Annotated in this window: 15 protein-coding genes; 8 read left to right on the top strand and 7 right to left on the bottom strand. The window is 39.3% G+C overall.

Going from position 1 to position 22,083, the window contains the following annotated elements; genetic code table 11:
- Positions 1–3 precede the first annotated feature (3 nt).
- The gene (gene glnD / locus AC21OH_RS01165; protein WP_487371136.1) at positions 4–2,706 is read right to left on the bottom strand and encodes a [protein-PII] uridylyltransferase; all 2,703 of its coding nucleotides are present in this window, start codon (positions 2,704–2,706) and stop codon (positions 4–6) included.
- 339 nt (positions 2,707–3,045) lie between these two features.
- Complete coding sequence (map, locus tag AC21OH_RS01170; RefSeq protein ID WP_491139902.1) at positions 3,046–3,846, bottom strand: type I methionyl aminopeptidase; 801 nt, start codon at positions 3,844–3,846, stop codon at positions 3,046–3,048.
- Between the two features lie 837 nt (positions 3,847–4,683).
- On the opposite strand from map, the gene rpsB reads away from it, so the two are divergent.
- Together rpsB and tsf are read left to right on the top strand one after the other, a co-directional pair.
- The gene (gene rpsB / locus AC21OH_RS01175; protein WP_487371137.1) at positions 4,684–5,493 is read left to right on the top strand and encodes a 30S ribosomal protein S2; all 810 of its coding nucleotides are present in this window, start codon (positions 4,684–4,686) and stop codon (positions 5,491–5,493) included.
- Positions 5,494–5,700: 207 nt separating this feature from the next.
- The gene (gene tsf, locus AC21OH_RS01180) at positions 5,701–6,579 is read left to right on the top strand and encodes a translation elongation factor Ts (RefSeq protein ID WP_487371138.1); all 879 of its coding nucleotides are present in this window, start codon (positions 5,701–5,703) and stop codon (positions 6,577–6,579) included.
- Between the two features lie 396 nt (positions 6,580–6,975).
- Here the strand turns inward: tsf and AC21OH_RS01185 are convergent, their stop codons facing one another.
- Complete coding sequence (locus tag AC21OH_RS01185; RefSeq protein WP_487371139.1) at positions 6,976–7,635, bottom strand: GntR family transcriptional regulator; 660 nt, start codon at positions 7,633–7,635, stop codon at positions 6,976–6,978.
- A 167-nt stretch (positions 7,636–7,802) separates the two neighbouring features.
- Here AC21OH_RS01185 and AC21OH_RS01190 point away from each other — a divergent pair, with 167 nt between their 5' ends.
- Positions 7,803–8,501: an aspartate/glutamate racemase family protein gene (locus AC21OH_RS01190; RefSeq protein WP_487371140.1), complete on the top strand. Its 699-nt coding sequence runs from the start codon at positions 7,803–7,805 to the stop codon at positions 8,499–8,501.
- A 181-nt stretch (positions 8,502–8,682) separates the two neighbouring features.
- Positions 8,683–10,041, top strand: a complete 1,359-nt coding sequence (locus tag AC21OH_RS01195; RefSeq protein WP_487371141.1) for an NCS1 family transporter — start codon at positions 8,683–8,685, stop codon at positions 10,039–10,041.
- Positions 10,042–10,315: 274 nt separating this feature from the next.
- Here AC21OH_RS01195 and AC21OH_RS01200 read toward each other — a convergent pair whose 3' ends face one another.
- Positions 10,316–11,728, bottom strand: coding sequence for a solute carrier family 23 protein (locus AC21OH_RS01200; protein WP_487371142.1), 1,413 nt, complete (start codon positions 11,726–11,728; stop codon positions 10,316–10,318).
- A gap of 398 nt (positions 11,729–12,126) precedes the next feature.
- On the opposite strand from AC21OH_RS01200, the gene AC21OH_RS01205 reads away from it, so the two are divergent.
- Positions 12,127–13,494, top strand: a complete 1,368-nt coding sequence (locus AC21OH_RS01205; RefSeq protein WP_487371143.1) for an oxygenase MpaB family protein — start codon at positions 12,127–12,129, stop codon at positions 13,492–13,494.
- A gap of 86 nt (positions 13,495–13,580) precedes the next feature.
- On the opposite strand, the gene AC21OH_RS01210 is transcribed toward AC21OH_RS01205, so the two are convergent.
- The 3 genes from AC21OH_RS01210 to AC21OH_RS01220 form a co-directional block, all read right to left on the bottom strand.
- Positions 13,581–14,105 carry a protein disulfide oxidoreductase gene (locus AC21OH_RS01210; protein ID WP_486534514.1) on the bottom strand — a complete coding sequence of 175 codons (525 nt, stop codon included), beginning with the start codon at positions 14,103–14,105 and terminating at the stop codon, positions 13,581–13,583.
- Between the two features lie 190 nt (positions 14,106–14,295).
- Entirely contained in the window at positions 14,296–15,873 is a 1,578-nt protein-coding gene (locus tag AC21OH_RS01215; RefSeq protein ID WP_486534513.1) for a carbon-nitrogen hydrolase family protein, read from the bottom strand.
- 274 nt (positions 15,874–16,147) lie between these two features.
- Positions 16,148–17,512: a D-2-hydroxyglutarate dehydrogenase gene (locus tag AC21OH_RS01220; protein ID WP_487371146.1), complete on the bottom strand. Its 1,365-nt coding sequence runs from the start codon at positions 17,510–17,512 to the stop codon at positions 16,148–16,150.
- A gap of 691 nt (positions 17,513–18,203) precedes the next feature.
- Here AC21OH_RS01220 and serA point away from each other — a divergent pair.
- The 3 genes from serA (at position 18,204) to AC21OH_RS01235 (ending at position 22,033) form a co-directional block, all read left to right on the top strand.
- The gene (serA, locus tag AC21OH_RS01225) at positions 18,204–19,430 is read left to right on the top strand and encodes a phosphoglycerate dehydrogenase (RefSeq protein ID WP_487371144.1); all 1,227 of its coding nucleotides are present in this window, start codon (positions 18,204–18,206) and stop codon (positions 19,428–19,430) included.
- A 426-nt stretch (positions 19,431–19,856) separates the two neighbouring features.
- Positions 19,857–20,738, top strand: coding sequence for an MBL fold metallo-hydrolase (locus AC21OH_RS01230; RefSeq protein WP_487371609.1), 882 nt, complete (start codon positions 19,857–19,859; stop codon positions 20,736–20,738).
- Between the two features lie 356 nt (positions 20,739–21,094).
- A complete protein-coding gene (locus tag AC21OH_RS01235; RefSeq protein WP_487371610.1) occupies positions 21,095–22,033 on the top strand; it encodes an OmpA family protein in 939 nt (312 codons plus the stop codon).
- Positions 22,034–22,083: the final 50 nt, after the last annotated feature.

Raw genomic sequence — 22,083 nt, forward strand, 5'->3', positions numbered from 1 at the left:
CGATCAGTCTTGTACTTGATTTGAGTCTAGCGCATCAATTAATGCAGATTTTAATCGTTCAAGCTTATCATCGTTTAAGGCTTTATCATCTATATCGCTGATATAAAACAAATCATCAGCCCGCTCGCCAAGCGTTGTGATACGCGCGGCATGCACTTCAATATCTTCATTCAAAAATATTTGACCAATACGAGCCAACAATCCTGGTTGATCAAGCGTGGTCAAACTCATGACATGTTGATGACTTGCTGCATTATAAGTAAAATTAATTGTGGTAGGAACTTGGAAGTTCTTGAGACGTCTTGGCAACCGCTTTTTGACAAGCTTAGGTGTTTCTGGGTTTTTGAAGGCATCAATAAGACGGTGCGTCAGCTCTGCTCTTGATTCGGGGTCGGTCAATAATGTACCTTGACGATCGAGTAGGACATACGAATCCAAAGCAAAGTCGCGAGTCGCCGTAATAATACGCGCATCTAGAACATCAAAGTTCATTTGATCAAATACAGCCATCGTAACTGCAAATAGATTGGACTGATCTTGAGTGTAGATAAAAATCTGCACTGCATCAAGGGCTAGTTCACGGTGTTCACGCAGGGCTATTAAAGGTTCGCTATTGGCATCAGAGGCTCGGCCAATTGGCGGATGATTTAGGATAGCTTCTGTATGCCACATGATGGCTTCAGGTATTTCACGTAAAAAGTACTCATCCCCAAGTTCATCCCATAGCGCCAATACCTCATCACGTTTCATGTGCTGATTGTCCACCTTATCCAACATCGCTAACGCCTGTTTGCGCGTAGTTTCAATCATTTCTTGACGATTAGTGGGGGCATCTAAGTCTGCGCGTAAGATGCGCCGTGTTTGCGTATATAGCTGTCTCAATAAACTGGCACGCCAGCTATTCCATAGCTGTGGATTCGTGGCGTTCATATCGGCCACCGTTAAGACATATAAATGGTTAAGATGAGTGACATTACCAACGATATCTGCAAATTTTGCGACCACCTCAGGGTCAGAGATGTCTTGTTTTTGTGCGGTCATCGACATCAATAGATGATAGCGGGTCAGCCATCCTATAAGTCTGGCGTCCGCCTCGCTCATACCATGTGCTAAGCAAAACTCAATCGCATCGGCTTCACCCAGCTCACTGTGGTCGCCCCCACGTCCCTTAGCAATATCATGAAAAATCGCCGCTAATACGAGAATCTCTTTGCGCTCGATACGTTGATATATAGAACTAACTAGGGCAAACTCGTCTTGATATTTTGGGTCGGTGAAACGGTGCAGCATACGTATCAGCAGTAAGATATGCGCATCTACCGTGTAACGATGAAACAAATCATATTGCATCAGTCCAATCAAGTCTTTGAACTGGGGCATATAGTTGGCGAGCACCCCATAACGTTTCATAATACGTAAACGTTGGAACAGATAGTTTTGCTCTTTTAAATTATCTATAAACAGTTGTTTGTGAACTGGGTTTTCCCGATAAGCGTGATCGATACCTCGAGCTGCGATTTTTAAAGCGCGCAGAGTACGGGTACGAATATATTTAATGCCATACTGACCCATTAATAAAAACATCTCTAAAATGGCTTCAGGATGCTGTGCAAAAACATGATGATGTGCGATGGCAATAGCGTTGTTGCCAATCTTATTAAAACGGGCGTTTAATACTATCTTTTTGGGACGTTCCGCTTCAGGCAGACGCGCTTCGATCAACGTCTCATAATAATGTGACGTTAGCATTTCTGACAACGAAGATATCTGCATAGCGCAGCGGTAGTAATCGCGCATAAAGCGTTCAACAGCGGCATTTGGCTCATCATCTGGCATTTGGATATAGCCCATACGCTCACCAATATCACGCTGATAATCAAACAGTAATTTATTTTCGTTACGTCCAGTCAAATGATGTAGATGATGACGTATCAACCATAAAAAGCCTTCGGCAAACATCAGCTCATCAAACTCTTTTTCCGTCATAAATTCTTGCGGTACAAGATCATATAATTTACTGATTCTAAAATAACGTTTTGTAATCCAGCCTATGGTATGAATGTCACGCAGACCACCTGGCGACTTCTTAATATCTGGCTCTAAATTATATTCCGTCGCGTTATGACGTAAATAACGCCGACGTGCTTCCTCCATTTTTGCGTTAAAAAAATCCTTTTGCGACCATACTTTTTTTACGATCTCGTTTGGTACTGTGCTCAAAGTGTCGTTGCCAATTAGTAAACGTGTTTCTAACATATTGGTAGCAACCGTGAGATCTTCAGCCATATTTAGACAGTCATCCACACTGCGTACCGCCAAACCAGGCTCTATGCCTACATCCCAAAGGCTTGCAACAAACGCATCAACTTTTTTGCCATCCTCAGCATCGACGATTTCTGGTGCGAGGAGTAGAATATCAACGTCCGAATAGGGCGACAGTTCACCCCGCCCATACCCACCAACGGCAAATAGCGCTAGGCTTGTTTGTGTCAGGCCATGATGTTCAAAAAGTGCCTTAAGTAGAGTATCTATGGCATGAGCACGCGCTTCAACAAGTTGCCGAATATTTACCCCTTTTACTAAAGCCGCTGATATATCGGCTTCGACAGTTTTAAGCCACTGCGGTATACCTAAGTTTCTTGAGTCACTATCAGACAGATTAGGTAATGGTGTAATAAGGGGATCAGTTTGTTCGTCAATAAACATAGTAATTACGGGTTCCAAGGGCTAGTGTTCTATACTTATCTAAAAAGCTATAAGTCTAAAAGGCTATAAGTGTTATTAAAGAATACGCTACGATTAAAGTTAGGTTGTGTGGCAATTGAGCAATCAATCGAATGTCCTCATACGCATATATATCTTACATACATCTCATTCTATTAATATATAATGAATTCAATAACATTTCACTTAATAACGTTCTATTTTTTAAAAAGATAATTGAAAAAAGGTCATTTTTAAAAAATAAACGATACCAAATAAACGATTAAAGATTATCGATAATAATGCCAAAAAAAAGACTGCCTAGGCAGTCTTTTACGTGTACTAAGTAGTTATAAAACTTAAATCTTCTTCTGGACGTGTGGTAAATACCTCACAGCCATTCTCAGTGACCATTAGGGTGTGTTCCCACTGTGCCGACAACTTACGGTCTTTGGTGATGGCAGTCCACTGATCAGGGAGTATTTTAGTTTTCCACGTGCCTTGATTAATCATGGGCTCAATGGTAAATGTCATACCAGATTTGAGCTGCATACCCGTGCCTTTACGTCCATAGTGCATAACCTGTGGTTCATGATGGAATTGGTTGCTAATCCCATGACCACAGAACTCTCTGACAATACTAAAGCGTTCAGGCTCGACTACTTGCTGAATCGCTGCACCAATATCACCAAGATGCGCACCATCTTTTACAGCGGTCATACCCGCGTACAAGGCTTTTTGTGCCACATCACAGATACGCTGTGCCATGATTGACCCCTCACCGATGATCCACATCTTAGAGGTATCTCCATAGTACCCATCTTTGATTACGGTAACATCAATATTGATGATATCACCCTCTTTTAATACTTTATTTTCCGTTGGAATACCGTGGCAAACAACGTGGTTAACCGAGGTGCAAATTGACTTAGGAAAAGGGGGTTGTCCGTAGTTTAATGGAGCTGGTATACCGCCTTGAACATCAACAATATAATCGTGCGCTAAAGTGTTCAATGCTTCGGTAGTGACACCTGCTTTTACGTGCTCATCAAGCATAACCAGTACATCGCTGGCAAGCTTGCCGGCCACTCTCATTTTCTCAATAGCATCAGGGGATAGAATTAAATCTTTTGAATCGTTCATAATATAATTATTTTTCGTAGATGGATTTAGTAGTATGTGTACTTAGAAGTTGTTTATTCAAGGATTTGTATGTTTATTTGATTAACTATTTGCTTGATCTATAGACATGAGAACTATTGATACCTTAATAATTAAGCAAATAATAGATGTTAGTTCGAAATGGCATGTGCAATTAAGCCAGTCGTTTAATGACTTAAGCAAGTCGTTAAAAAGTTTTTATTATTAAGTAAAAAACATTTAGGGTGCTATATAGGCTTATGTCATACAGCCCTATATCGTATAGATTATTAAGGTGAGTATTATAGCACACACCTTATAGCACGCACCCATAAACTTTGTTTAGGTGATTTTTTGTTTGGGTAATTTTTGTTTAAATGATTATGAAACTAAACCTCATAAATTTAGATAAAGAGTATATATAATAAGCCACATTAATATTAATCAGCATTACTTCTACTTGACAACTATTTATGTTAAAATATGCGCCTTGTTTTATTTCTAAAAATTGTTTGCTGAATTCGATTAGAAAATGGTAGTACGTTTGATGGTTAATGCTTTTATCGTTGAACGGCTTTATTACTCTTGATCGATAAATTCAAAGAACAGTGAATTGAATTAAAACGAGTATTTTAAATTTACATATAACCAATGACACACACATTGCGTTTAAGAGTTGCTGGGTGTTTGTCGACTTGATTAATTTGTTGTTTGTTAGTCTTATAGATAGTCTTCTTTTAGAGTTAGAGTATTCCTTGGACTAAATTATAAACAAATGCGTGTCGATAAATCGGTAATTTTTGCAGTGTGGAGGCATAACCCATATCTTAAGGAATTCACATGTCAAATAGTCCAACTAAAATGCCAATGCGCGACCTACTACAGGCTGGTGCACACTTTGGTCACCAAACTCGTTTTTGGAACCCAAAAATGAACCAGTACATCTTTGGTGCACGCAACAAAATTCATATCATTAATCTTGAGCATACGGTTAAAGCTTTTAATGAAGCATTAACGTTTGTAAACAACTTAGCTGCTAAAAACAACAAAGTATTATTTGTTGGTACTAAACGTGCTGCAAGCGAAATCATTCGCGAACAAGCTCAGCGTGCTGGTCAACCATATGTTGATCATCGCTGGTTAGGTGGTATGTTGACTAACTGGAAAACTTTACGCCAGTCTATCAACCGTCTTAAAGAATTAGAAAAACAAGCTGAAGATGGTACATTTGCTAAGCTTACTAAGCGTGAAGCTTTAGAACGTACCCGTGCTATGGAAAAACTAGAGCGCTCTTTAGGTGGTATTAAGAACATGGGCGGCCTACCTGATGCTATCTTTGTTGTCGATGTGGATCACGAAGCAATCGCTATTAAAGAAGCTAAGAACTTAGGTATCCCAGTTATTGGTATCGTTGATACAAACTCTAATCCTGATAACGTTGATTACGTTATTCCTGCAAACGACGATGCTATTCGTGCGGTAAGTCTATATGTGACACGTATGGCTGATGCTATCATTGCTGGTAAAGAATATGCTAAGACTCAAGCTGGCGGCACTCCTGAAGCACCAGTTGCTGAAGATGCGCCTACACAAGAAGCGCCTAAAGAAGAAGTGACTGCGACTGAAGCACAAACTGATTCAGCTGAGTAATTGATAAGTTAAGTAGCGACAATTATTTACAGAATAATTATTATTCACTTTATATTATTGTCTTTTACTTAAAGATATAGATATCAAATGACTTAGAGTGGCATGATGTGGTAAACCTCGTCATGCCCTTGTCATTTTCTGAACTTACACTCAGCTTTCATGATTTTTTAATTTATAATCATAATGACTCACTATAGAGGGAAAAATATGTCAAAGATTTCTGCTAAATTAGTAAAAGAGCTTCGTGACCGTACTGGCCTTGGTATGATGGAATGTAAAAAGGCACTAGAAGAAACAGGTGGTGACGTTGAAACTGCAATCGATAACCTACGTAAATCAGGTCAAGCTAAAGCGGCTAAAAAAGCGGGTAATATTGCTGCTGATGGCGCCATCATTATCAAACATGAAGGCAATAAAGCCATCTTATTAGAAGTAAACTGTCAGACTGACTTTGTTGCTAAAGATGACAACTTCACAGCCTTCGCTGAGAAAGTAGCTGAATTAGCACTTGCAAATGATTCGACAGATCCAGAAGCTATTGCTAACTTACAGTATAGCGATGATCAAACCGTTGAAGAAGCGCGTGTATCTTTGGTTCAAAAAATCGGTGAAAACATTCAAGTACGTCGTGCCAAGATTGTTGAAGGTGAAAACTTAGCTTCTTATCGTCATGGTCTACGTATTGGTGTAGTAGTATCAACTGAAGGCGGTAACGAAGAAAGCGGTAAAAGCTTAGCAATGCACATTGCAGCATTTAACCCAGTTGCTGTTAATGATACCGACGTACCTGCGGATGTATTGGCGCGTGAAAAAGATATCGCTGAAGCCAAAGCACGTGAATCAGGCAAGCCTGATAACATCATTGAAAAAATGATAGAAGGTGGTCTGCGTAAATATCTTGATGAAGTGGTATTGGTTCGTCAAGCATACGTTATGGACAATGACAAAAAGGTTGGCGATGTCCTAAAAACTGATGGCGTTACGATCAAAGATTTCGTACGTTTTGAAGTGGGTGAAGGTATCGAGAAGAAAGAAGAAGACTTCGCTGCTGAAGTTGCTGCTACTCAAGCAGCCGCTGCTAAATAAGTTCAATGATGAGATCCCATCTCGTTATTTGCTATTAGTCAGTTAGCCAAACCGTTGACACAGTTACAATATATTGAAACCCATCGCTAAAGTTAGCGGTGGGTTTTTTTATGCAAGTATGGTTTTATTTACGTTGGGATTTATTTTTTTTTAAAGAGTAATTTAGCAGGTAGCTTATAAACAGTTTACATCTATAGTCAAAGAACTACTAAACGGTTACTGCGTTAACCTCGCTAAGTCTACATGAGTAATACTTATATTTTTAACCATGTTTGCTATCTTTTTTGGCTCATTAAAGCAGAAAGCTGCACTACATAATTAAAGTTTAAGTCGTTTCTCATTATTGGAATTAATTAGCATCATATAACTTATTATACTCATCAATATATAAGCAAACTATCCTAGCTGATTTAAAACACTAAAAGGTTTTGAGGTTTTATCAAAATCCAAATTAGACTCAAGATGATTGAGATGTTGTCTGATAAGCTCAACTAACCGTTTCTCATCCCTTTTTTCAATAGCAGATACGATTTGCGAATGTTCCTCTTTTGGACATATATTGTTCTTAGACTGGGCATATAAACCAATAATCAATGTCGTTCGTAACGTCAATTCATACAAGATGCGTTCTAAAACCTGATTGTCAGCAATCTGCGCCAAGCGTATATGAAATTTACGCGATAAACGCAAAGCTAAAGGGTTATTTCCCTTAAAGGTCGCCTTATGTTCTTCATTTATAAAAGCATGCAGGTCCTCAATATCTTTTACCGTAGCATGTTCAATAATCCCTTCACCAAGACTACATTCAATAACACGCCGAGCTTCAAAAACGTGACGCGCCTCTTTAGGTGATGGTATTGAAACAAACGCCCCACGGTTGGGTTTTAATTGCACAATATTCATTGTCGCAAGTGTAGATAATGCACGCCTGACGTTCGCACGATTACATTTAAATAGGTCGCTTAACATCTGCTCCCCAAGTTTGGTACCTGCGGGTAAACGTTGTTCTGCAATCGCATTAACGATGGCGCTGATTATATCCTGCTCTGGAAACATAACTCTCTTTATGTTGTTTAATAATACTTACGAATAATTATGACATTATAAGAAGAGCTAGGTAATGAAACAACAAAAATTAAAAATATTGATTGAATTGTTAACAACTATAGTTAACAATAAAAAAACATTAGCAAACATTTTCTAACAAATTGTAGAGAGCCTGCATGAAAATTTTAGTGATTAACCCAAATTCTACCCAGTCTATGACGGATAAGATTGTAGAAAGTGCGCGCCAACGTGCAAGTTCTGGAACGGTTATTATCGGTGCTTCTGGAGCAGATGCGCCTGCGAGTATTCAAGGTCACCACGATGAAGCCTTATCAGTACCAGGGCTGATTAAACGATTGAAACAAGCTGAAGAAGAGGGAATCGATGGGGTGGTGGTCGCTTGTTTTGACGATCCAGGTATCGGCGCTTGTCGAGAAGTTTTCTCCGGTCCTGTTCTAGGTATCTGTGAGGCATCTGTAAAAGCCGCCAGTATGATCTCTACGTCATTTAGTGTGGTGACTACGTTGCCACGTTCGGTACCCGTTATTGAAGACTTGATCCATGGATACGGGTTATCGCATCGCTGTAGACGGGTGCGTTCGGCATCAATACCAGTGTTGGCACTTGAAGAGCCGGGGTCTGATGCTAAAGAAAAGGTACGTGATGAAATACTAAAGGCGGTACGTGAAGACAATTGTGAAGCTGTAGTTTTAGGATGCGCTGGAATGGCAGACCTAACAGAATGGTTAACTCAAGAGACAGGTGTGCCTGTAATAGATGGCGTGGTTGTTGCAACGCGCATGGTTGAAGCGCTCGTTGGTTGCGAACTTAAAACCAGCAAAATAGGGGCATATGCTGAACCTATCCAAAGCTAAGTGCAGCTTAGGACAAAGGTTTTGCATATATAGGATGTCAATGTAGGTCATTTTAAGGGTTAAAGCTAGCAGTTCACTATTAAATAGAGCTATTAAATCAAGCTAATTTTTGAAGAGCTAGCTGTTATCGAACTACGTTGCGCCTTTACATTCATGGAAAGGTAATTTTAGGAAAAATAATATGGGTCAAACAAACATATCTACTGCTCACGTTGGCGTGGATGTCATTGCAAATAAAGCAGTGGGTGAAGAGAGTCTTGCACCTCAAGCAACAAGAATTATGGGTCCTTGGTCGTATTTATTTGCGTGGCTAGGTGGTTGTGTATCTATCGGAACGTTTACAGTAGGTTCAGGGCTAGTGGGAACTCTGAACTTAGTACAGGTTGTGGTTGCCATCGCAATCGGTTGTACCGTCATTGGTGCCGCTTTAATGATCAACGGGCAGGCGGGTCATAAATACGGTATCCCTTTTATGGTGCAAGCGCGCTCAGCATTTGGCTTTGGGGGTACTCGTATACCTGCATTGGTGAGATCGGTGCCAGCGATTGTATGGTTTGGGTTTCAAAGCTGGATTGGGGCGGGTGCTTTAAATCTAGTATCGGCAACCTTATTTGGTTATGACAACCTTATTGTGTTTTTTATTGGATTCCAAGCGTTACAAATAGCGCTCTCTGTACTGGGATTTCATGGTATTAAGTGGCTTGAGAACATCGGTTCAGTGTTTATCATTGGCTCTTTGATTTATATGTTCTTTAGCGTTATGAACAAATATGGTGATGCCATTTCGACCAATTTAATTTCAATTGAAGGGACATGGGGTGCGCCATTTTGGGGAGCGACCATGCTGTTTTTGGGCGTATATAGCACCATGATATTAAATGTCTCTGATTATTCAAGAGAGCTACGTGAAGATGTGGGTATATTTCGCCAAGTGGTAATTTATGCCAACTCTATTTTACCAGCCACCCTTTTTATGGGTTTGATTGGGGTCATGGTTTCAGGGGCAACGGGAGAAGTTGATCCTATCAAAGTATTCTCAAGCGCGGTAGATAATAAGCTTTTATTGGTTGTGACATTATTATTTATTGCATTTGCACAGGTGACAACTAACATTTTAAACAATGTGATACCTGCAGCTTATGCGCTAATGGATGTCTTTAATCTAAAATATAAAACTGCGGCAGTCATCGTTGGATTATTAGCGTTTTGTACTTTCCCATGGGAGCTTGTTAAAGATGAATCGGCAGCGGGTCTAAACCTATTTATACAAACCTATTCAGCCTTTTTAGGACCTATTTTTGCTATATTGGTAGTGGACTACTACATCATACGTAAGCGGACACTTGATGTGTCTAAACTTTATGATAAAAATGGTCCATATCGAGGCGTTAATATGGCGGCGGTTATCGCAATGGTAATCGGCATCATCGTTGCGTTGACATTTAATAATATATCTTGGTACGCAAGTTTGATTCCAGCAGGTGCCGTTTATTGGATTTTGATGCAAAAGTTGCCTTCTTCTAAGCGCTTTTTATCATAATGCTATATTAATAGTAAAAGATATTACTTGAAGATATCATTAGAAGTAAAATTAGCAGATATAAACCTCAAAATTATAAAACCCATCATTGATTATTATTCAATGATGGGTTTTTAATTAAGCGTCGTTTAATGAGCTTTTATAGTCAAAGAACTTTAAAGTAGTCACAAGGCAACCGAGTGCAAGTACTACTAGGGTAGGCTTAACGAGGTTAACACCGTGACTCTTTATAAGTTCGCTGACTATAGTTAAAGCTATTTGGGTTCTTATAAATTTATAAACTACGTTTTACATTATTTATTTCACGGTTAAATAGTGCATTTAGTACAATGGCTGCTAAAGTCGCTGTACCGATTCCGCCCAAATCAAATTCACCTATATGCAGACTGAAATTACCTGTGCCCATGATAATGGTGACTGCGGCAATAATAAGATTACTGTTCTTATTAAAGTCGATATTATTGTCAATCCAAATTTTAATGCCTGCAACGGTAATTAAACCAAAGACCACAATTGAGGCGCCGCCCAATAGTGCCGCTGGAATACTTTGGATCAGCGCGCCAAATTTTGGTGACAGTCCTAAGAAAATAGCAACCAGTCCCGCCAGTACAAATATCGTTGTACTATATACCTTGGTGACTGCCATCACTCCGATATTCTCGGCATACGTGGTCAACCCAGTACCACCAAACCCAGCTGAGAAGGTAGTGGCCAGTCCATCCGCTAAGAATGAGCGTCCTATATAAGGAGTGACATGCGACTTAGTCATACCTTCCACTGCCTTAAAATGTCCAAGATTTTCAGCAATTAGAATAAAGGCGACTGGTGCTATTAGTACGATGGCGTTTTTATCAAACTGAGGGGTATGCAGGCTAGGCAGTCCAGACCAAGCTGCTTGATGTACGCTACTAAAGTCAATCGGGGTGCCATATCCCATCATATTGGTTACGACATAATAAATAATGTAAGAGAGTATTAAGCCAATTAATAGCAACAAGCGTCTTAACATGCCACGAGTAAAAATAGCCACACAACTGATGAGTATTACTGTTAGGGTAGCCACCCATGCATCAAACTGATTAGCAGATACACCCTGTATAGTGACTGGTGCAAGGTTTAAACCAATAATCATAACGATAGCACCGGTTACGATAGGGGGCATGAGTTTTTCGATCCATGCCGTCCCTATTTTCATCACGAGCAGACCAATAAGAGCATAAATAGCACCGCAGACCATAATCGCGCCTAGCGCAATATTAAGGTTTGGATTGGCGCCACTACCTGCATAAGCCGTAGCAGCAATAACTGGACCGATAAAAGCAAAGCTAGATCCCAAATAGCTTGGCATGCGCCCGCCAGTGATTAAAAAGAACAATATGGTACAAATACCTGACATTAATATAGCTAGGTTGGCATCAAAGCCCATGAGTAGTGGGGCTAAAACCGTAGCACCAAACATAGCAAATGTATGTTGTACTCCAAGCACAAAGCTTTTACCCGGGGGCAAATATTCATTGATAGCCACGGCATGCTGATCTAAATCACCTTGGAAAGGCTTCCATTTTGGAAACCATTTACCATTGTTAAAATCTGGATCATTTTTAAATGGTGTCGATTTGGCTGTTTGATTAGACAAAGGTTGATTAGACGAAGGTTGGTTATGCGAGGCGCTGGGTTTAGGTTCCATAAGAGGTCCTTTGGGTCTATAGCGGGCAATAGAAAGTACATTAAAAATTTTCTTGATTATATTATAGACGACTCACCCTATGGTAGTGACCACAATAGCGGACGTATATAAAAACGAATAGTCATTATTGCGCCATCAAACTTGCTGAACCTATAATTTGTAGCGTTTGCACCCGTTTTACATGGTATGATTTTTTTTAAAATTTAAGTATGACATCTAAATTCTATAGTTTTAGTGATAATAAAAATATCAAATCTAAAAAACAAGTTAGACAGGTTTGATAGAGATAGAAATAATTCTTTGAGATAGTTGACCATAAATAAGCCTACACTTCATATTCTATTTATTGTATTTTAAATCTACTCAAACCTGAATAATTTAAAGCGAACATTAGTTATATGATGATATCAAAAGACAGTAAAAGTTTTAAACAACAGCATGGTAGAACCACAGCGATAGATCATCATGATGATTTACAGGTTTTACGACGTATCCGAAAATATTTGCTGCCGAAAGACTTTAGAGTGTCACAAACGCTACTCGATGAGATGACCCAAGGCTATGATATTGGAGATCCTGTTGTCGATAGGCTTCTTAAGACTAATAAAAAGTTTGCTAAACCTTTACAAGCCTATGTACTTAATAGCTTACCAGATGCTAAAGCCTCTAGTACGACAACCTTAAAGTCTTCTTCAAAATCATTTTCTTCAGCATCATCTTCAACAACATCAAATAGTGAATCTTTAAAACATACTGAAAAACCTAGCGCTGAAAATACAACGAGAGAGCATAATATAGACTCAAGCTTAGTCTATGAAACTGATTTTCAGCTTCTGGCGGCGCAATTTTCTGCCCATCCTAAATGGTTTGATTCGGACTTAGCAGAAGTCGGCGCAAGGGCATATAGACGTTATCCCTTGATGCTTATTTGGTTATTAAGAAATGTTGCTTTGATGGCAGGCTATAGCATTCCAGCATTGTCGGTACCTTTGATTAAAACAGGGGCGCTGGTCCATGATGCACTACCGAGGTTGATGCGTACATATTCCTATATATTAGCCGTATCTGAGCATCCAGAGCTGAACAATGCTGATAGTGTTTTGGCTATTGGTAGTGAAGGGTGGCGGCAAAGTATACAGGTTCGCCAAATCCACGCCATCGTCCGTCATAAACTAATTAAAGAGGGATGGGATACTCAATATTGGGGAATCCCTATTAATCAAACCGATATGGTGGCAACTCATCTGCAATTCTCTTTATTGATTATGCGAGGATTGAGAGTACTTGGCGCCAGAATTAGCAAAGAAGAAGCTAAAGGCATTCTACATCTATGGCATCTGGCCAGCTGGTGGATGGGTATTGATTTAAAACGACTACCGAATAATGAAGCTGAATGCTGGACATGGCTGTATACATACCTTGCAACTCAGCGTTTGGAGTTTAAGGTTGGCAAGCCATTGGCAGATGCTTTACATCGCTTGCCTTCACAAATTATGGGCGAAGATAATAGGAAAGGTAGATTTGTTGAGCTTGTGAACGCCAGTGTGACCCGCACCCTCGTTGGAGATGATATCGGTGATGGTCTAGGTTTACCAAAGTCGCGCCTGCGCTATGGCGTTCTAGCAAGCGTGCCCATTTTATTTGGACTAGATACCCTTAGGCTGCATAACACCAAAGCTGCCCATAAACTTGAAGACTTTCGTGCCACACGTCAAAATAATATGAACTGGTGGCTAAGACAAAACGACAGTTATTACAAACAGTAAGTCTTTGACTTAATTAAGAGCTTTTACTAAGTTTACGGCTTAGCGTTAATAAAGAAATTTTAAGGGCTTTAGCTGATTTGTGATTTTTAGAATATTGAAGACAACCACAGTCTAAGCCTTAGTGACCATTTGGGTTGAATTCCCGTCAAGCCCTGAGTCATTTCACCTTCTTTTAATATCACATATGACGGTGTCACTTGCCCTTGCCAATCGCTGAATATCTTACCTGTCTCATCGTTTATCGTAGTGAAAGAATACTCATTGTTTTGCAGATACGTTTGTAACGCTTTATTATTACCGGATTGCGTGGCAATTGTCACGATGGGATACTGCCCAGTCTGTGCTAGTGAATTAATGGTGGGAGAGGTTACTTTACAAACCCCGCACCATGTACCCCAAAAATAGACCAATACTGGTGACTCGTGGCTCATTTTTTCAATGTCCACCATCTGACCATGAGTATCCCTCAATTGCAACTCTGGATGGACTGGCATGACAGGTTGCCGCCACCAGTTGATAACGGTATAAATAACTAAAAACACCGCCGCATATTTAAGCGTCGTGCCAACCCACGATATCCATTTTGGTCGGGTGTCTGGTTTGTTATTCATATTGAGCCTGCAAAATTTCATAGCAATTGGTTTAACGTTTGTTATAAGTCTTATCATTTTTTTAAGTATTTAAAAGTTGGACAAATTTAACAAGCATTAAATCCGCATAATTAAACACTTAAAAGTTGACACTTGATTTTATAAAACTTTTTCTAATTTTATAAAACTTGGTCTAATTATCGAACATACTCTAATCTAGGTTTGACGATACAGCTTGCTTGGCTAGAGATTGTCTTGCTTTTTTCTTCCATTTCAAGGTAAAGATATCTTCACGGCGGTCTTTAAGGTTATTGACCGACCCTTCATTTCGCACATGAATAAGCTTGTCTAGATTTAGATCAGAAAAGAATACCATTTCGGTATTGGCTTCGGTTTCTGCCATTATGGCATCATGAGGAAACGCAAAATCTGAAGGCGAAAAGACACTGGACTGCGCATATTGAATGTCCAAGCTCTCCACTTGCGGTAAGTTACCTACCGAACCACAGATCATTACATAGCATTCATTCTCAATCGCACGCGCCTGAGCGCAGTGACGCACACGCAGATAGCCGTTTTTGGTATCTGTCCAAAAAGGTACAAATAAAATGTCCATATCCTCGAGTGCTAATAGACGGGCAAGCTCTGGAAATTCAACATCGTAGCAGATTAAGATGCCAATACGGCCAGCGTCAGTATCAAACACCTGAACCTTATTGCCGCCCTCAATAACCCATGCACTTCTTTCATGCGGTGTAATGTGAATTTTGCGCTGTTCTTCAACAGTACCATCACGGCGGCATAGATAACTGACGTTGTATAAAATTTCATCATTCTCATCAAATAACGGCATGGAGCCAGTGATAACGTTCACGTTATAGCCCACTGCGAGATTAGATATTTCATATTTAAACCACTCGGTATAGTCTGCTAAAAATCGAATGGCAACATTTTGATCGGTTGATTCACACAGTCCCATTAACGGTGCATTAAAAAATTCGGGCAGGCAAGCAAAGTCCGCATTATAATCCGCCATAATGTCTACAAAGAACTCTACTTGCTGCAAAAGCTCTTCAGGCGATTCGACTTCACGCATCTGCCACTGGATGCCTCCAATACGTACTTCAGTTTTTCGAGTGTCAGGTCTATATACTTGAGGTTCATAATAAATATTTGCCCATTCCAGTAAGGTGGCAAAGCCTTTGGAGTGTTTATCATCTGGTAAATAACCGGACAAAATGCGCTTTACAATAAATCCATTTGAAAGCTGAAAAGATAGGGTGGGATCATAGATTTCACGTGCTTCAACGGCATCAATATATTCTCCAGGAGTGAGATGCTGATGATTGATGTATTGGGGGATGCGCCCGCCGGCCAATATCGCTCTAAAATTCATCTGGCGACACAGCTCTTTACGCGCATCGTACAAGCGTCGACCCAAACGATATCCCCGGTAGTCGGGGTCAATAAGCGCGTCTACGCCATATAATGCATCCCCTTCTGGGTTATCTTTAATAATCTCTCGTTGACCGAGTAAATCATCGTAAGTATGTGGGTTCGAAAAACGTTGATAATCGACACGCATGGTTAATACCATTCCGATGAGCTTATCATGATCGAACAAGGCTATTTGACCTTCTGGGAATGAATCGATTAACGCTGTGATAGTGTTTTTGGACCAAGCGCCGCCGAGTGTTGTATACACACGATCCATTAGACTTTTTAATTGTGGATAGTCTTTTTTTCTAATCTCAGCTATTTTTAGATGAAAATCTTCGTTCTTTGACATAGTTGGCTCTAATGAATTGTTTTAATAATCAAATGTTAGCTCTAATGGTAAGTTAGTGCTAATTGTTAGTACAAAGCTTAAAATAAGGTTGAATGATAGATGTTAATTTTGTAGTGGCAATATACCTAATGGCTATATATTGATAGTTTAATTTTATTATAATCATTCAAGGGCTATTAACCATACTCGTTATAATTGCTTTAATGCTTATTTATAAACTATATGCTTCAAGCTAGACAGCCCTTAATACCAATAACGACTAACGTCAAAACGACTAAACGTCAAATAATTTACCTCGATTCATAATATTGTTTGGATCGAATACTTTTTTGATTTGTTTTAAGTACTCTATCTCAGTGTCACTACGGCTATAGTGAAGATATGGTTTTTTGGTCATGCCAACCCCATGTTCAGCCGATACGGAACCCCCATATTTTTGCACCGTTTTAAATACCAAATCGTTTACACTTTTACATTTTTCAAAGAACTCATCTTTGGTTAAGTTAGCAGGCTTTAGAATGTTTAAATGTAAGTTACCATCGCCAATATGTCCAAACCAGCAAATTTCAAAATCAGGATAATTGGTATTTACTACCGCTTCAATATCATGGATAAATTGAGGTACGTAGCTGATTAATACGGACACATCGTTTTTGTAAGGTGTAAATACAGAAATGGTTTCAGAGATATACTCACGCAGTTTCCAAAGCTCGGCAGCTTGACTCAAGCTTTGACTCATCACCCCATCTACGATCCAGCCTTCTTCCATACACTGCTCAAACATCGCCATCGCCTTGTCCATAATAGGCTCATAGGGCGCTTCAAATTCTAAAAGTGCATAGTATTTTGTACGGGCTTCAAAAGGTTGTTGGACATGACCGGTTGCCATTAGCTTGTCTATTGCTACCTCATCAAAGAATTCAAATGCGGTTAGATCAATCTTCGATTGAAAAGCGCTCAAGGTATTCATAACATGATCAAACTCATCCATCCCAAAGACCATAACTGTTAAATCTTGCGGGACACGTTCAAGTTTGATTTGAGCTTTGGTGACAATTCCTAAGGTTCCTTCTGCCCCAATAAATAGATGACGTAAATCATATCCTGTGGCATTTTTTATCATGCCTTTATTAAGCTCTAATATGTCTCCATTACCAGTTACGACAGTCAAACCTAAAATCCAGTTGCGGGTCATGCCATAACGTATCACTTTAATGCCGCCAGCGTTCGTGCCAATATTCCCACCAATCTGACTTGATCCAGCAGAGGCAAAATCTACAGGATAATATAGTCCTTTGTCTTCGGCGAACTGCTGTAGTTGTTCGGTAATAACGCCGGCTTCGATTTCTACCATTCTATCCGCTGGATAAAACTCACCTATTTTGTTCATTTTGTCCATACTAAGCACAATTTCACCATTACTGGCTACTGCACCAGCAGATAAACCGGTACGCCCCCCACTTGGTGTAATAACGACATTGTATTGATTGGCAAGCTTAATAATAGACTGTACCTGTTCCGTCGAATTTGGAAAAACAATGGCTGAAGGTGCTGGCGCGAAATGTTTGGTCCAGTCTTTTCCCCAGTGCGCTAAGCTTTCAGAATCTGTTTTGATTTGATTGTCAGTAAAGCTATGCATATTGATTAACTGGTCGATAAGCTTTTCAATAACAGGTGACGCCACTTGTGAAGAGGTGTTTAAATCTGGGTCATTAATATGAGACTGATTCGCACTGTGTGCTTGTTCGTGCGCAGGTGTGGTGGCTTCATTGCTGATGTTTGAGGCTTCACCAATGTTTGAGTTTGAAGTAGCTGTCATAATTAATCTCTATAAAGGACTTAGGTACCATAAATTATAAATAGAATACGATGCGGGATCATAAATCCATAAAAAATTTAAATATAAGCAAAAGTTATTGAATATATTCATAATTGGCAAGGGTTTACTCGAAATAGGGACTGCCAAATATAGTCAAAGAAATCTAAAATGGTTACAAGGCAACCGAGTGCAACTACTACTATGGTAGGGCGAGCGAGGTTAACACCGTAACCGTTTAGTATTTCGCTGACTATACATATAATATGTTATAAAATTCCTGTATTATGACATACTGATATTAAACTATCTAAATTGCATGAATATAAATATACAGCCTATTCATTTAAAGTTATTTAATTTTAAGAATAGGATGTCGTAAGTTTTCACTAGTCGTGAGTTTTTACTAAATAAATTACGTTCTATTATATTGATTTTACATTTAATGTGTAAAAATATTAGGGTATGATTTTACACCTGAATTTATCAAACTATTTAGAATAAGGGCTAAAATATGGCATTATCGCTTGATAAAGACAAAATACGTTTTTTGCTATTAGAGGGTGTGCATGAAAATGCACTAAAAGTGCTAGATAAAGCAGGATATACAAATATCGAATATCTATCGCATGCACTTGATCCAGAAGAGCTTGCAGAAAAAATTAAAGACGCTCATTTTGTAGGCATTCGTTCGCGGACTCAATTAACCCGTGATATTTTGGAACAAGCCAACAAACTGATTGCTGTTGGTTGTTTCTGTATTGGAACGAACCAAGTGGATTTAGAAGCGGCTCGCGAATTTGGTATTCCAGTATTTAACGCGCCATATTCAAATACGCGTTCGGTAGCCGAATTGGTATTGGCAGAAGCGATTATGTTATACCGCGGCATACCTGAGAAAAACGCAGTTGTGCATCGTGGCGGATGGGGCAAGTCTGCTAAGAACTCGCATGAAGTGCGCGGCAAAGTGATGGGCATTGTAGGCTATGGTTCAATTGGCTCGCAATTGTCTGTTCTTGCTGAAAGTCTAGGGATGAAAGTTATCTACCACGATGTGGTGACTAAATTACCTATGGGTAATGCAGAACAGGTAGGCAGCTTAAATGAGCTATTGAATAAAGCGGATATTGTCACGCTACATGTGCCGGATGTGCCTAGTACACGTTATATGATAAAAAAAGAGCAATTCGATCAAATGAAAGAAGGTAGCTATTTCATTAATGCAGCACGCGGCACTTGTGTAGAAATTGATGATCTGGCAGATGCGCTTGACTCAGGTAAAGTGCTCGGCGCTGCGATAGACGTATTCCCTAAAGAGCCTAAATCTGCTGATCAAGAATTCGAATCACCATTACGTAAGTTTGATAATGTGATTTTAACCCCGCATATTGGCGGTTCTACTCAAGAAGCCCAAGCCAATATAGGACTTGAAGTAGCTGAGAAATTTGTTAAATACTCAGATGCAGGTGATACGACAACGTCTGTTAACTTCCCTGAGGTTAGTATACCAGTCAAAGAAGGCTCGCACCGTCTACTTCATATTCACCAAAACGTGCCCGGCGTTTTGTCGCAAATTAACAACTCATTTGCAGATGCAGGAATTAATATCTTAGCTCAGAGCTTAATGACTGAAGGCGATGTGGGTTATATGGTTATGGATGTGGATGACAGCAATTCAGAGGAAGCACTTGTTAAATTGCGTGATATTGAAGAAACGATCCGCGTTAGAGTGTTGTTTTAATTTAAAAGGGTTTTAATTAAAAACGGCTGTATATTTTAATTAAGCATTATGAGTTTAAAGAAGCTGGCATCTGCCAGCTTTTTTATTAATTTCAATTTTGTCATTAATAATCTTTATTGAAGCCATATCTGGATTAACTTGAATTTTTTGAATAAACACAAACACAAACTATGTGTCTTGAGATAAATCAATATACTATATTTTCGGTTTAAATATGTGAGTTTCTAGAATTAGAAATAGAGAGTAGTAAAGAAGTATAGGTATTTACTATTTATTTAACAGTTATTTAAATTTACACGCCGATAAATGTTTATATTATATATTTATGTATAATATTTTATAGTCATAATTGCTTACTAATTCTCACTTACTAACTCTCATTAATTGCAAATTCTCATTAATTGCAAACTCTGAAGGTGACTCAAAATGTATGTTGAATCCTTTTTACATGACGATACTGAAACCTATACGCACGTTTTAATCGATACCAATAAGATGGTATGTGCAGTCATCGACCCAGTACTCGATTATGATTTTAAATCGGGTCATACCAGTACCGAATTTGCTGATCTAGTTATTAATTATATTAAGTATAAAGACTTAGAGGTTAAGTATATTATTGAGACGCATGTCCATGCCGATCATCTAAGCTCAGCGCAGCATATTAAACATCACTTAGGAGGTGAGTTGGTAATTGGGAAACATATCACTGAAGTTCAACGCATATTTAAAGACATTTTTAACTTTGATTACAGTTTTAAAACTGATGCCAGCCAGTTTGATAAGTTAACTGAGGAGGGCAGTGAGTTTATGCTTGGAGATATTAAACTTAGTGTCTTGCACGTTCCAGGTCATACTCCTGCAGATATGGCTTATATAGCTGAAGACACTACCAATAGTAACGAAGCGCTGGCTGTATTCGTAGGCGATACTATTTTTGCGCCAGATGTTGGCACTGCTCGGGTAGACTTTCCGGGCGGGGATGTTGATGAGTTATATGCTTCAATTCAAAAGCTACTATCTTTACCAGAAGATACCAAAATATATTTGTGTCATGATTATCCTCCTGAGCACCGCTCGCATTCACCCATCACCACTGTGGCAGACCAAAAAGCGCATAACAAACATATAAAAGACAGTATAAGTAAAGAAGAGTTTGTCAGGTTGCGTACCGAGCGTGATGCCAAACTTGAGATGCCACGTCTTATTATTCCTTCCGTTCAAGTTAATATACATGCTGGTAAAATGCCAGAACCTGAAGATAACGGAGTACGTTATTTGAAAGTGCCGATCAATACGCTTAGTTAATTAACTTCTTTTAAAGCCAAACCGTAATAATTCTATTATATAATATTAATCGATAAGTGCATTTTATGCAGTATTGTTAATTTTTTTGAGCCAGAAATTTTAATTTTATTTAAGCTAATATTAATAAACTACTGAGTTTACTGTTTTGATTTTCCAATAACTTATGACATGCGTATAATATAATAGTTTAATTCTTTTTTAGAAGTCATTAGCTTATACAGTACAAGTTGTAATATTACTTCACAGCACAAACTTTTTAAATAATCTTCATTTCATATCACTTTTAAATTTTATACCGCCATTTAACCACACTATTCATCTATTAACCGAATGCAAGCTTAAGGGGTACAAATTGTATGAAAAACACAAAATATAAACTACTAATCAGCGCAGTCCTATTGTCCATACTAACCACTCAACCAGCAACAGCAGAACCAACAGAAGCGTCAGTAGTCTATAACCCGAATAGCATGCAGCACGTACAATGGTATAAATCAGGTAACACCGCCTATCAAGAAGAGGTCGCGCTTAACCTGCCCAATAACGAAACCAACCTCATATTCGTCAGACCCCTAGACGCTGATGGCATAGACACCAGTGCCAACATCGCCATCGATGACAGATTCCAAGTCAGCCTACAACCAGGACACTACTCGCAAATCAGATATTGTAGTGGCGTGCACAAAATAGACATCGCCACCACCGAAACCAACCTCAACAACTTTGAATTAGCCACAAGCTACCAAGTAGACTTTCCCGCCCAGCAAAACAACTACATCTATGTCGACGTAGATGACAGCACAAAGCAGCCACAGCTAAGCAAGCTCACACCAGAGTATGCCAAAGAGCTTATCAGCAGCTATCCAGAACAAACCCATCAAATCAGCCGCGTACAGCGAAACTGTCCAGAAGTAGTCGTACCTGAGCCTGTCATCAAAGTAGAAATAGACAAACCAATCAACCTAGAAGTCCTATTTGAATTTGACAAAGCCATCGTACAACCCGTATTCAACCAGCGCATCGAAGCGGTTGCCAACTTCATGAAGAAATATCCAAATACAACCACACTCATAGAAGGCCATACAGACAGCATCGGTAACGACAGCTACAACATGGACCTATCACAGCGCCGAGCAGAAGCCGTCAAACAAGAACTTGTCAACAAATACGGCATAGACGCCACAAGACTAAACACGCAAGGCTTTGGAGAAACCAGACCTGTAGCAACAAACGCTACAAAACAAGGGCGATATAAAAACAGACGCGTCGTTGCCACCGTAAGCGCAACCGAATAAGCAAACTAATATAAGCAAACTAAAGAACAAACAAAATTAAAAAAATCAGA

This window comes from Psychrobacter sp. CX10 (assembly GCF_057621575.2).